Genomic DNA, 12,897 nt, shown 5'->3' on the forward strand with positions numbered 1-12,897 from the left:
ATCACCATCCTCGCCCTCGTCGCGGCCTTCCTCATCCTCTGGTGCCTGGTCATACTTCCCATTCTCACATGGGGCACGCCGCGATGAGCAAGCCGGAAAACCCCGAAGCCCCGCTCCTGCCCTTCCGCGTCCATTTCGAAGACGGCGAGAGCCTGATCACACACGCCCCGGACGCCACAACCGCCCGGGCGCAGGCCGGAAAACAGCGTGCGGGCATCATCCGCAAGGTCAAACGCGACAGGAGCGGCGAACATGGCTGACATCACCCGAACCCCTCCGACTCGCGCCCAGGTGACAAGCGCCCTGCATGCAGCGCTGAAGAAATTGCACCATCGCGGCGCCGAGACCCTACCGGAGACCTGCGCTGACCTTTGGGACGATAGCCTGGAGTTGATCGAGCTGCTGATGGCGATTGAGGAAGAGCTGGATGCTGAAGTCAGGTGCAACGCCGAATTCGACTGGCGCGGCGCCCCTCAGCAAAGCGCCACCACCGCCGAATTTGTCGACTGGATTGTGAAGGAAACGCGCAATGGCTGACATCACCCTCTGGCTTCCCGAGCGCGACACGGTCACGCACCAGGCGCTAGGCAAGGCAGCGGAGGAATGCGGCGAACTAACCCAGATCCTCGCCCGCTGCATCATCCAGGGCATTGAAGGCCGCGACCCGAAGACCGGCCAGCCCAACCGCGAGCGGCTGGCAGAAGAACTGGCCGATGTCGACGCGGCAATCTCATGGCTCTTCGAGCTGCTCGACCTCGATATCGAAACCCACAATGCCCGTAGTGACCGCAAACTCACGGGCTTCCGCGAATGGGCAGACATGATCAAGGGAAGCCCGGCCGAATGAACCAGCGCGCCACCACCAACACCCCCTCACCCCCGCCAGCCCTGACCCCGGCGCAGAAAACCCTCTGCGCCAGGGCGGCAGAGCTGGAGCCGCTGCTCTCCCCCGGCTGGGTGTCCTTCCGCAATATCGAGGAAGGCCGCACGGAGGTCATGGTCGAGGGTGATGCGGAGAATGCGCCGATTCTGGCGCTGACCGAAGAGGCAAGCCATGCCGACCGCGAGATGATCGTGCGCGGTGCGCAGATGGTCCGGGCGCTGGTCGCCGCCGGCCGCCTGCTGAAATGGCGGGTGGCCGAGCTGAAGGCCGAGATCCGCCATTTGCGCGGCGAGCCCGATCCGGACGCCAAGTCCTTCAGCCACGCCCAGCAATGCGGGCGCTACTGCAACGACCCGGCCTTCCGCTACTGGCTGCGCGATTTCCACGGCGCTGACATCAGCGATGACAAACGCGTGGCCAGCCACATCAGAAACAAGCTGCAGATCGAAAGCCGCGCCGAGCTGGACACCAACCCCGCCGCCGCCCGCCGCTGGCAAAGCCTGCTGGAGAGCTTCAAGAGGAGACAGAGATGAGTGACACTTTTGACTACAAGCCCGGCGCGGCGAGCCGCATTCCGCTTCTGTCGGAAGCGCTGCTGCATTATGCCTTCAATCAGGCTGACGAATTCGTCACGCTCGGCCACAGCGTCCGGGAGGCAACATCGACCGTGGCCAACTTCATGCTGGATGCGGCCTGGAATGTCGCCGCAAGCGGCGCCGTTGCAGATGGTTTCGTCCCCAACAAGGACAGGTTCCGCGCCCGCATCGAAGACGTGATGAGCCGGTCGAGCTTTGGCGAAACTCAGCGGCCTGACGTGCCGGCAGCTGACGCAGGTAAATGCCCCATCTGCGCCGAGCCGCTGCGTCCGGACGACCTCTGCGCCTCTGACATCACCGAAGGCACCTGCCACGCCGAATGCCTGAGAGGGTCGCCGGTCGTGGATCTAGATACAGGCGAGGAGCTGCCGGACGGCAGGGTCGATACCTTCCTCGCCCGCGAGATCATTGAGCCTGGGCGGCAGCAGCGAGACAAGTTCGAAGCCGCAGTCGTGAAGCGCCTGCAGGAAAGCGGCTTCCTTGAAGTCGAGATCCGCACGGAATGCCTGGCGCGTGTCGGCCAAGGATACCAGGACGAGGTCATCAACTCTGGCTGGCATTACTGGAACGAGGCTCTGTGGCAGAACATCCCGCTGGTCGATCCCGGCTTCGGTCGCAGCCCAGACGGCCTGGACTTTGCCACGCCTGACGAGGTCTTCGACAAGGGACCGGAAGCCGTGCGTGAATGGCAAGAGGCCCGTGGCAGGAAGCCAGAGACCCCGCCACCCTCATCACATTTGCGGGTGGACGCAGACGCGAAGGCGCTTGAGGCAGTCGAGGCAATCTTTGCCGACCTGCGTGACCGGCGCTTCCTCAAATGGCTCTTCGACCGCGACGGAGACGCAAATCTGATTGGCCGGTTTGACAACGGCGAAGAACTGCGCGGGCTCGACCTCGAAGTGCAAGCAGAGATTAGAGCCGATTGGCAGGCCATCATCGCCAAGGGCCTTTCCAGCACGGAGGGCAAAGACAATGGTTGACCAGCAGACGATTGAGAAAGTCGCAACCGCTATCGACAGTGTGGACCTCAGCCACAGCATGCGCCTTATTCGGCTTGTCGACGGCGTTTCCACCTACCGATTGGAGCTGGACGGCGCAGTTGAGGAGATCACCGACACCGACGAAGATGATGCCATTGACCTTTGCTACGCCCTTATCAGGAAGGTCAAACAGCGCAAGCAGGCCGAGGCGGTAATTGCCGTTCTAACCACGGAGGGCCAGCAATGACCGTGATCGGACGAGACCGTTACAGCGAAAACATGCTGGAAAAGCGGCGCTACAAGGCGTCCAAATGCCCGCAGTGCAAGGCCAGAACGCTTGATGAAGCTGAAAAACTGTGCAGCGCAACGCAAGGCATTGATGGCGATTATCACTGCGCAGGCGATGATGAAAGCAGCCTCAATCCGTTTGGGGTCAAGTGGGACACTTCAGGCCGAGCCTGTGAACTGGTCGCAGCTGATGCTCGCGCCGAGGCAAAGGCGCTGGACGATTGGTGCATGTCTGAGATGGCGAAGATGGAAGCTGACAACCCATCGCCCCAACCGAGGGAGGCACCCTCGCCATGACCACGCCCCAAACGAGCCATCGAGATTTCAGCCCAGCCTGTGGAAACAATGTGGACAAAGCACCATGAGCCGCGCGCGCACTTACACAAAGTCCGAGATCAGCGATGCTGCCGCAGCCGCAGCACTGCACAATATCAGGGTGGTCATGCACCCCTCGGGAGAGATTGAATTCGCTCCCAAAAGCTTTGCTGCGGTCGATCGAGAAGAAGACACTGCGGAAAGAGCATTGAGGAACTGGCAGGATGGAAGGAAAGCTCGTGGGCGTGCATAAGATCAACGTGAAGCTCGCAGGCGGTGAAACGGCGACCTATTATTATGCATGGCGCGGCAAGGGCGCGCCGCGGATCATGGCGAAGCCAGGCAGCAAGGCCTTCACCCAGGAATATTTGCGGCTCATCCGCGACAGGCCGGAAAAGAAGGCCGAGGTAGGCACGATTGGCTCGGTCGTGGAAGACTTCCGCGCAACGGCAAAATACCGCGCACTGGCCGCCAGCACGCGGCGCGATTACGAGCGCATGTTTTCGGTGATCCGGCTGGAATTCGATACCTTCCCCATTTCCGCCGTAGAGGCCCGAGGAAGCCGCCGGGTGTTTCTGGAGTGGCGAGACACCATGAAGGACGCGCCCCGCTCAGCTGACATGCATCTGGGCCTGCTGGCGCGCGTCTTCGCCTGGGCGAAGGATAACGAGATCATTCTGCGCAATCCGCTGGAGCGGGTAGAGCGCCTGCACGAAGGAAGTCGGCGCGATGCTGTGTGGACAACGGAGCAGATCAACAAGGTGCTGAACGAGGCGCACCCGCATATACGCGACGTGGCCAGCATGGCCCTTTGGACAATGCAGCGCCAGGCAGATCTCCTCACCATGCCCACCCTTGCCTTTGACGGCGACCGCGTGTCGATCAAACAGCAAAAGACGGGCGCCAGAGTGCGGATTTCGGCTGCGCCCGACATCCTGCCGATCCTGCGGCGAGCAAGGGAAAAGGGACGTCAGCGCGTGCTGGTCAATTCATTCGGCCAGAACTGGACCTCAAACGGCTTTCGCGCCTCCTGGCGCAAGGAAATGGCGCGGCTCGGCATCGAGGGCGTTACCTTCCACGACCTGCGCGGAACGGCGATCACGTATGCCTACGCCATGCTCGATCGCTCGCACGAAGAGAAGATCCAGCTCATTGCCGAGATCTCTGGACACTCCCGCGACGAAGCCGAAACCGTCATCCGCCGCCACTACCTCGCCGGCCACGAAATCATCGACGCCATCAGCCGCGGCAGATCGAAATAACCACCCGCGATTCGCCGCAGACCACGCGACACGAGCTAGCCGTGGCCAAGTGAAACGAACGACTAGCGAACAGAATGTAAAATGGAGGACTTGGAGTAAAATGCAGCTACCGGAACAACCCGTAAGTGCTTGAAAATGGTGGGTGATGTAGGGCTCGAACCTACGACCCGCTGATTAAGAGTCAGCTGCTCTACCAACTGAGCTAATCACCCGCCTGCACCGGCTTCCGGTACGTCCGCCGCCGTTTCCGGTGGCGTGACCGGGCGTATAAACAGGATATTCCTGCTTGTCTAGCGCCCAGTCAAAAAATCTTTGTCAAACGGTCAAAAAAGAAATCGAGGCCACCATTTCCGGGCTTTTCAAAGATCGAGGATTCCGCTCGCGATGCGTACCGCCTGCCCGCCGATCCGCGCCCTCGCGATCTGATCGTCCTCAACATCAATATGCAAATGAATATGCGAGGGTCGGCCCATTTCGATTCCCTGTTCGATGAGCAATGCGTGGTGACCATTCGGCAAGCCGTCAAACTGATGGATTGCGCCAGAGAGCGCAGCGACGGCAGAGCCAGTCGCCGGGTCCTCCGAGATCCCCATATCGGCGCTGAACATGCGGGCATGGAACCGGGCTGAATGATGGACGCCGCCCCGGCAATAGACATAGGCGGATGTCAGATGCCCATCGCACATCGGCGCCATGCGCTCCCAGAGGCCTGGATCGAATTCGAGTGCGGCCATGGTGGCGAGGTCATGCACAGGCACCAACAGGAAAGGCACACCGGCGCTCCACACGGCTGGCACATGGTTTTCAAACCCGACCTTCGTGGTATTCAAGGACAAGGCATCGGCAATGGCCTGCCTGTCGAGCGCAAAATCATGCTGGGACGAATTGCGCGGCAGGGTAAATTCGGCGAAGCCAGCCTCCCCCTTGCGCAGCTTCACCGCACACCGGACCGGACCCACCTGCTCTTCAAGCACAGAGACCAGGTCGAGCGGGCCATTGGTTCCAAGATCGTGCGACCGTTCGGCGAGCGCGACCGCGGTCCCAACAGTCGGATGCCCGGCAAAAGGCAATTCCCTTGCCGGCGTAAAGATGCGGATGCGAGCCGTATGCAAAGGGTGATCGGCCGGCTGAACAAAAACCGTTTCGGACAGGTTCAATTCACTGGCGACGGCCTGCATCGCCTCATCAGACAATCCCTCCCCGTCGAAGATCACGCCCAGCGGATTGCCGGCAAGCTTCCGGTCGGTGAAGACGTCATAGATCGCATAGTTTCTTGCCACAGGTATCTCCGAAACAACTCGCTTGAGGTTCAACACTGCCCGACACGAACGAGCAAGGCAAGCAAGCGGGAGAACCTCAAAGCAGGTCGAAAATAACGAAGGCCCGGAGGCGGTCCGGGCCTTCTGGGAGGTTGTGCCGTGCGCGAGGGCGGACTGCTACGAACGGCGTCCCCCGTCTCGGAAGATGAGACGTGATTTAACGGATGACGGCTGAGGCCTCGCCACGCACCTTTTTGTCGCAATGGTTCTGCGCCCAGGGGAAAGGCAGACGGCAGAGGACATTCGGGCGACCAGAGAGGTCAACCGACTGGGGATCCCGATCGGGACGCGGCGGCATCTTGACCGGGGTCGCCGTAACCGGAGGCGTTGTCACCGGAGGCGTCGGCACTGTCGGCGTTGTCACCGGCGGGTTCGAAACCGGCGGCTTATTGTCGGTCACGGGAGGCTGCGGCGTCGGAACGGATGGGCCTGGCGGTGTCGGTCCTGCCGGAGGCTGATGACCGCCTGGCGGCTTGCCACAGTGCGGATCGAACCCATGCGACGGACCGTTAGTGCTCGGCTTGTTGACGTCGAGCGACACCGTCTTATGACCGTGCCTGTTGCGATCCTTGCCTTTACCCTTGTCCTTGCCGTGGCCCTTGTCCATGTCCTTGGACACGCCGCCCGACCAGGAATTGGAGAACGAGCCAGAGCCGGACTTAGAGCCGGACTTGGAGCCGCCATTCGAGCCCGACCAGGACTTGGAGGATCCGGAATGGGAATTGGACTTGGACGAAGATGTGGAAGAGCCCTGCGAACCCTTGTCTTTGCCGCCACGATCATGGCCACCGCGACCGCTACTGTCGCGATCGTGCCCACCACGATCATGACCGCCACCATCACGACCACCGTGATCGCTGCCGCCGCGATCATGGCCACCGCGGTCACCTCGGCCGGCCAGAGCCTCTGAAGAGACCCCTCCAAGCAGAGTAGTGGCGACAAGTGCCACAGAGAAAATCATTTTCTTCAACTGACTGCTCCAGTTAATTTGGTTACCAGCCCCTTAACAAGCATGGGTTTACTACGGCTCACGTTACGTCAGTTCAATAAACTTGTGATTTGCTGTTGGCTCGCGTCACACAACAATACATTGCGAACGCAATCTATACTCACAATCGAGCCATGGTTTGGTCGCATTTCAGGGAAAGCGAGGCACCAAGAAGGCAGGAGAGACGGGAAAATGCGGCGTTTTGCGCGGCGGAACGCGGCGAGACTGCGGCAAGTATTAGCCGCACCAAATCTACGAATGGGTTTGCGGAGACTTCACGGCCGAAATGTGATCAGACGCCGCCCGACTGAACATGTGAGGCGCAATTGCGGCACGCTGCAGGGATACATGCCCCGCGACGATGGGTGAACACCGGTACGTGATGGCAATCACGGTCGAAAAAAGGCAATGAGCGGTTCAGTCTGCGGCGAAATACCAGCGCAGAATCGGCAACATCGCTGGATTGTATCGGTGCGCTGAAGGCGTGGGATCAAATATGGCGACGGCACCGTCAATCTCGTCATGACCGGAACCAATAAACCGGCCGATCCGAGCGAGGACTTCGTCCGCGGTGAGCTCAAACCGGAAGATTTGGAGCAAGGCGAGCTTGCTCATGCGGTAACTGGCAAAGATGCGGCCGTCGGTTGCGGCATCCGAGAGATCAAGGCCTGTCTCCTCCGACACTTCACGGTGCATGTTGCCGATAAGATCGCAACGCCCATCGATGATATCAGCGAGGTCGAACGAACCCGCCGCGAAATAAACCTGACCTGCATTTGCGGTATGTGCCGCCATCCTGACAGCAATCAGTGCGCCGTCGGAAGAGGCAATCACCGGATAGCCGAAAACATGACTGGCACCCGCCAGCATCGGTCGCTGGCGCCACCACAGAAAGGTTGCAAAGCTAGAGACGTGCCCGACTGCTGAAATCCAGCCGTCGCGACAGGTGATCGCGCGCTGCAGGACGACAGGACCGTTGAAGAGGGCCGGATTGGCCCCGCGCTCTATCTCCCAATGGGCGGCGATGGCTGCCGCGTATTCCAGATCCAGCGGATGCATGCCATCTTCGACCGAGAGCGTGTAGCCAGAAATCTCGACGACCCGGCCGTCCTCGGGAAGACCTATGATGTTTGCCGAAGTCATCGCGCTCTCATGGCAGGTCGAAACTGAGGACCACCGGGCAGTGGTCCGATGCCTTGGGGCGATCCCATCCTGTCCGCGGGTATCGCTCGACTTCCTGGCCGGGCGGGAAAGGCGTGCGGAAAGGCTGCCCACTCCGGATGATCTCGGGCACTGCTACCGGATTGGCAGCCGCCAATGCAGACGAGAGCCAGATATAGTCTAACTGGCAAAGATGCTGCTCCTGCGGACCTCGCGCATGATAAAGCGTCCAGCGATCAAGAGCATCGCGTCGGCGCATGACGTTTTCGGCAAAGCCGTCCTGCGCGAAGATATCGAGTGCACTCTCCAATCCCGCACGCACTTCATAACGAAACCCGCGACGCCGATCACCAATCACGTCGACCCGTTCCTGATAGTCGTTCATATCGCCGCAGATGACAAAGTTCTGCTGGTCGCATCGGTCTCCGAACTGGTTTTCAATGATATGGCGAACCGCCCTCACCTCAGCCTCACGCACAGGCATTGTGGCCGAGCGTCCGTCCACATCCCCGCGTCCGCCGGTCATCGACTTGAAATGAACGACATAAAGTCTGAGCGCCCGTCCCCCGATGCGCAGATCAAGTTCGAGACAATCCCGCTTGAAGATCCGGTCTTCGGGACGCAAGCCGGGACCAAGCGCCTCGGTGTAGAGCCCGAGATCATGATAGGTAAGGGCCGCATGGCTTCTGACATCCTTGAGTTCGATCTTCTCGCCATGCCGGGTTTCCTCGCGCATCAAGACAGCAACATCAATCCCTCGGCTATCATTGCCCTCGACCAGGTATTTTTGACGATAGCCGGACCCGACCATGCGAAACAGATAGCCATATTCGAACGCCTGCAGAGCCTCCATGCTGTCGACTTCCTGGAGGCACAGGATATCTGCGTCGGTATCAGCAATCGCCAAGGCCGACATCTGCCGGTTATCATCGGCGGCCGCAATGACGCGCGCCGCTTCCAGCTGCTGGTAGATGGCTTCAGTTTTGATGTCGAAAAGCTTCATCACCCGATCGGTGCGCAACTGGTTGCGAAAGCCGGAAAAATCGAAACGTGTGATCAGGTTTTCGATATTGAAAGTGGCGATACGGACGGTCATCTCGGCCTTGCATGACAACGGCCGCCGGACGCAGCGGCCGCTTGCAATGAACCACGCCTGGAATGCCCCCGCAAGCGTCGCACACTTGCGTCCTTAGGCCGCCTTCTGGCTTGCCTTGGCGATGAGGCGGCCAAGTCGCAAAATACCTTCGGCGATCATCTCCTCGCTGGCGCAGGAAAAAGACAGGCGCAAGGTGTTTGCACCGGACTTGTCGGCAAAGAAGGCTTGGCCCGGCACGAAGGCCACCTTCTCCGTCTCGATCGACCGTGCAAGCAGGGTGGCTCCATCCATGCCCGCCGGCAAGGTGACCCAGATGAACATGCCGCCATCCGGTCGTGTCCAGGAGGTACTAGGGGGCATATGAACAGCAAGTGCTGCCAGCATTGCATCACGGCGCGCTGAATAGATTGACCTGATCTTCTCAACCTGGGCTGAAAAGTGCCGCTCGGCGACGGTCGCGACCGCCATCTGGTTAATCGATGAGGAATGGAGATCGGCGGCCTGCTTCATCAGGACAAGTTTGCGGATGACCGGCGTCGCGGCCACCACGAAACCCACGCGCAGACCCGGCGCCAGCGTCTTTGAGAAACTGCCACAATAGATGGTGCGCGTCGCCTCGATCGACCCAGCCCTCTCGATATCGAGTGCAAGGATCGACCGCATACCGGTGCCGTCATAGCGCAGATGCTGATAAGCGGCATCTTCAATGACCGCGATATCAAGTTCGGTTGCAAGCGACAGAACCTGTTGCCGCTCTTCAAGCGATACTGTCTCACCCGTCGGGTTGGAAAAATCAGACGACAGATAAGCGAACTTTACCCGGCCACCTGCCGCTTCCGCCGCTGCACGATAGCTCTCCGGTGTCCGGTTGCCGAAGCTGAGTTGGTCATAGGTCGGCTCATAGGCATTGAAGGCCTGCAGGGCGCCAAGATAGGTGGGCCATGTGACAATCGCCGTATCGCCGGGAGACAGGAAAAGCTTGCCGAGATAGTCCAAAGCCTGCTGCGAGCCCGATGTAATGAAGATGTTGTCAACGCCGCAATCGATCCCAAGCCGACCCATCTCATCGCACAACCATTGTCGAAGCGGCATATACCCCTCCGAAACCGAATATTGCAGCGCAGCGGTCGACTGGCCGCCGGCAAATATCTCCGCATAGGCCTGCTGAAATGCGTCCTTCGGAAATAGTGCAGGATCGGGAATGCCGCCGGCAAAGGAGATGATGTCCGGCTTGTCCAGCAGCTTCAGAAGCTCGCGGATCTCTGACGCCCGCATCCGCGACGAGCGGGTGGCGAAAACTTCATTCCAGTCCAGCATGGGGTTTCCTCAATGTTTCTCGTTAGCCCCAGATGAACACGAAACAGCCGATAGGTCAACAATGCTGACCTATCGTGATTTAGATCGATCGAAACACCCGTTTGCCCGGATTCGACAAGGAAAAAGGGCCGGAGAGTTTCCTCCCCGGCCCTTTCATCAAATGCGAAAAAAATCAGTTGCGAGCCTTGTCGACCAGCTTGTTCTTGCCGATCCACGGCATCATGCCGCGCAGCTTGGCGCCGACTTCTTCGATCTGGTGAGCGTCGTTCATGCGGCGGATACCCTTAAAGCGGGCAGCACCTGCGCGGTATTCCTGCATCCAGTCCGAGGTGAACTTGCCGGTCTGGATGTCGTGCAGGACGCGCTTCATTTCAGCCTTGGTTTCAGCCGTGATGATGCGCGGACCGGTGACGTATTCGCCCCACTCGGCCGTGTTCGAGATCGAGTAGTTCATGTTGGCGATGCCGCCTTCATAGATCAGGTCGACGATCAGCTTCACTTCGTGCAGGCACTCGAAATAGGCCATTTCAGGCGCGTAGCCGCCTTCGACCAGCGTCTCGAAGCCGGCGCGGATCAGCTCGACCAGACCGCCGCAGAGAACGACCTGTTCGCCGAAGAGGTCGGTTTCGCACTCTTCCTTGAACGAGGTTTCGATGATGCCCGAACGGCCGCCACCAACGCCACAGGCGTAGGAGAGAGCGAGATCCAGCGCATTACCCGAGGCATTGTGATGGATGGCAACGAGGCAGGGTACGCCGCCGCCCTTCTGGTATTCGCCGCGAACCGTGTGGCCCGGGCCCTTCGGCGCAATCATGACGACGTCGACGGTCGACTTCGGCTCGATCAGACCGAAATGAACGTTAAGGCCGTGTGCGAACGCGATGGCGGCACCGTCACGAATGTTGCCGGCAATGTCGGCCTTGTAGATGTCGGCCTGCAACTCGTCAGGCGTCGCCATCATCATCAGGTCGGCCCAGGCCGCCGCCTCGGCAACGGTCATGACCTTGAAGCCGTCGGCTTCGGCCTTCTTGACGGTCGGCGAACCGGCCTTGAGCGCGATGACAAGGTTCTGGGCGCCAGAGTCCTTCAGGTTCAACGCATGGGCGCGGCCCTGCGAACCGTAGCCAATGATGGCAACCTTCTTGGACTTGATCAGGTTCAAGTCGGCATCACGATCATAATAAACGCGCATGGTAGTGTCCTTCCCTAGGATTGTCAGTTGTGGTGAATGTTGCTCAGCGGCTGACCGGGACGAGACGCCCCATCCAGATCCGCCAGGACGCGATCAGTGCCGAATAAGGTCAGGAACGCAGAAACTGCCTTCGCTGCGCGGGCACCGAATTTCTGAGGTTGCGGTGCATCGCCCAAAAGCAGACGCACATGCAGATCCGTGACGATCAGACCATAGAGTGTACGGTAGGCTTCCTCGCCGTCACCGAAGCGCAGGAGACCGTCCCGCTGCCCGGCATCCAGCAGCGCCCGCGCACGCCGGTCGATCTGCCGACGGCCACGCTCCAGCAACAATGTACCGAGCTTGGAGCCATCACGGCTCGACTGGCCGATAGCAAGACGATTCAAGGCAAGCGACACGTCGCCGGCCAGCACCTCCAAAAGGTCGCGGGCAAATACCTCGAGATGCTCGGCAAGGGTTGCGACCGTCAGACGCTCTCCTGCCCGCTCCACGGTCCGGACCTTGCTCGCCTGATAGGAGATCATGGCCGACAAGAGACCGTCGCGATCACCGAACCATTTGTAGAGGCTCTCCTTCGAGCAGTTGGCGGCCCGCGCCAGACCGGCAGTCGTGACTGCCTTGTCTCCCCCCTCGACCAGGAGACGCAAGGCTTCCGCCAGCACGGCGCTCTGGCGTGGCGAAAATTCTGATGCTTGGCTGTTGTCGCTCGACACAGGGGCCTCCATGTACCGTACGGTACGGTTCGCGCCTCTTATCGGATGCTCAAGCGCAGAGGTCAAGGGGTTCGCGCAAGAATCTGGAGCATCAACAAGCAATATCCGGCTCACTCACCTGCGGCACATGCCGCTTCAGGCCGAATTCCAGGATCACCCTCAGTCACAAAAGGTTGATTGAGATAAAAAATAACAGTTATATACGACAGCAAAATGACGCTCATTTTTTAGCGCAAACGCCTGTTTTTGCATCATAATAATTTCAAGTACCCATCATGGTACCGAGTATTTTCACCGAACCAATCAGTTCGATTGTGCGCAATTCGGTATTGAAAAACGAAATCGGATGGGCCACATCCAGCTCATCGAACCGAACAGTTCGACTTGAGGTTCACCAGACGAGACGTCGTGTGGAACTCGCCCGGCCAAGTCCGACCGCAGTGATTAGAGATGGTCACCACGATCGAAACAGCAAGAGGACGAGCTTCATTATCGACCAACCCGTCGCCAAAACGCCGATCTCCTCTCTGAAAGGGTGTCGGCACAAGCACAACTTATGCGGGACAAGAATCAAGTCTCGCGACCATGACTAGGAGTTACACCATGAAGACCATTCTTTCCGCCGCCCTGATCGCTCTCGCTGCCGGTTCGGCTGCTTACGCAAATGTCCAGCCGATCCCGGGCTCGATCACCTACAACAACGCCAACGTTCATCTTGAACAGGCACCGGTCGGCTCGACCTTCTTCCACACCTTCTCCAACGGTGACGGCCGTGACGTTCGCGAAG

The 12,897-nt window shown here is 59.6% G+C and carries 16 protein-coding genes and 1 tRNA gene; 9 read left to right on the forward strand and 8 right to left on the reverse strand.

Going from position 1 to position 12,897, the window contains the following annotated elements; translation table 11 throughout:
• Positions 1–83 precede the first annotated feature (83 nt).
• From IP76_RS02000 to IP76_RS02035, 8 genes are all read left to right on the forward strand, one after another.
• A complete protein-coding gene (locus tag IP76_RS02000) occupies positions 84–260 on the forward strand; it encodes a hypothetical protein (RefSeq protein WP_156318447.1) in 177 nt (58 codons plus the stop codon).
• On the forward strand, positions 253–537 hold the full coding sequence (locus tag IP76_RS02005; protein WP_054156513.1) for a hypothetical protein: 285 nt from the start codon (positions 253–255) through the stop codon (positions 535–537). Before IP76_RS02000 ends, IP76_RS02005 begins: the two co-directional genes overlap by 8 nt.
• Positions 530–847, forward strand: a complete 318-nt coding sequence (locus IP76_RS02010; RefSeq protein WP_054156514.1) for a hypothetical protein — start codon at positions 530–532, stop codon at positions 845–847. The genes IP76_RS02005 and IP76_RS02010 overlap by 8 nt, the downstream gene beginning before the upstream one ends.
• Entirely contained in the window at positions 844–1,416 is a 573-nt protein-coding gene (locus tag IP76_RS02015; protein WP_054156515.1) for a hypothetical protein, read from the forward strand. The genes IP76_RS02010 and IP76_RS02015 overlap by 4 nt, the downstream gene beginning before the upstream one ends.
• A complete protein-coding gene (locus IP76_RS02020; protein WP_054156516.1) occupies positions 1,413–2,459 on the forward strand; it encodes a hypothetical protein in 1,047 nt (348 codons plus the stop codon). The genes IP76_RS02015 and IP76_RS02020 overlap by 4 nt, the downstream gene beginning before the upstream one ends.
• Entirely contained in the window at positions 2,452–2,706 is a 255-nt protein-coding gene (locus IP76_RS02025; protein WP_054156517.1) for a hypothetical protein, read from the forward strand. Before IP76_RS02020 ends, IP76_RS02025 begins: the two co-directional genes overlap by 8 nt.
• A complete protein-coding gene (locus IP76_RS02030) occupies positions 2,703–3,044 on the forward strand; it encodes a hypothetical protein (RefSeq protein ID WP_054156518.1) in 342 nt (113 codons plus the stop codon). The genes IP76_RS02025 and IP76_RS02030 overlap by 4 nt, the downstream gene beginning before the upstream one ends.
• A 263-nt stretch (positions 3,045–3,307) precedes the next feature.
• A complete protein-coding gene (locus IP76_RS02035; RefSeq protein WP_245281361.1) occupies positions 3,308–4,324 on the forward strand; it encodes an integrase in 1,017 nt (338 codons plus the stop codon).
• A 136-nt stretch (positions 4,325–4,460) separates the two neighbouring features.
• Here the strand turns inward: IP76_RS02035 and IP76_RS02040 are convergent.
• The 8 genes from IP76_RS02040 to IP76_RS02075 all read right to left on the reverse strand — a co-directional run bounded on the left by IP76_RS02040 (position 4,461) and on the right by IP76_RS02075 (position 12,110).
• Positions 4,461–4,536: transfer RNA gene (locus IP76_RS02040), tRNA-Lys, on the reverse strand.
• 147 nt (positions 4,537–4,683) lie between these two features.
• The gene (locus IP76_RS02045) at positions 4,684–5,604 is read right to left on the reverse strand and encodes a PhzF family phenazine biosynthesis protein (protein WP_054156520.1); all 921 of its coding nucleotides are present in this window, start codon (positions 5,602–5,604) and stop codon (positions 4,684–4,686) included.
• 196 nt (positions 5,605–5,800) lie between these two features.
• Positions 5,801–6,613: a hypothetical protein gene (locus tag IP76_RS23035; protein ID WP_156318448.1), complete on the reverse strand. Its 813-nt coding sequence runs from the start codon at positions 6,611–6,613 to the stop codon at positions 5,801–5,803.
• A gap of 435 nt (positions 6,614–7,048) precedes the next feature.
• Positions 7,049–7,774, reverse strand: coding sequence for a hypothetical protein (locus IP76_RS02055; RefSeq protein ID WP_054156522.1), 726 nt, complete (start codon positions 7,772–7,774; stop codon positions 7,049–7,051).
• A 7-nt stretch (positions 7,775–7,781) separates the two neighbouring features.
• A complete protein-coding gene (locus IP76_RS02060) occupies positions 7,782–8,888 on the reverse strand; it encodes an endonuclease/exonuclease/phosphatase family protein (RefSeq protein ID WP_054156523.1) in 1,107 nt (368 codons plus the stop codon).
• Between the two features lie 93 nt (positions 8,889–8,981).
• Positions 8,982–10,205: a PLP-dependent aminotransferase family protein gene (locus IP76_RS02065; protein WP_054156524.1), complete on the reverse strand. Its 1,224-nt coding sequence runs from the start codon at positions 10,203–10,205 to the stop codon at positions 8,982–8,984.
• Between the two features lie 172 nt (positions 10,206–10,377).
• Positions 10,378–11,397, reverse strand: a complete 1,020-nt coding sequence (ilvC, locus tag IP76_RS02070; protein ID WP_054156525.1) for a ketol-acid reductoisomerase — start codon at positions 11,395–11,397, stop codon at positions 10,378–10,380.
• Positions 11,398–11,420: 23 nt separating this feature from the next.
• The gene (locus tag IP76_RS02075; RefSeq protein ID WP_054156533.1) at positions 11,421–12,110 is read right to left on the reverse strand and encodes a TetR/AcrR family transcriptional regulator; all 690 of its coding nucleotides are present in this window, start codon (positions 12,108–12,110) and stop codon (positions 11,421–11,423) included.
• 603 nt (positions 12,111–12,713) lie between these two features.
• Between IP76_RS02075 and IP76_RS02080 the strand changes: the two genes are divergently transcribed.
• Positions 12,714–12,897: hypothetical protein (locus tag IP76_RS02080; protein WP_054156526.1), on the forward strand; the 184-nt coding region annotated here is incomplete at its 3' end.

The organism is Rhizobium sp. AAP43 (genome assembly GCF_001296045.1).
GTDB lineage: Bacteria > Pseudomonadota > Alphaproteobacteria > Rhizobiales > Rhizobiaceae > Allorhizobium.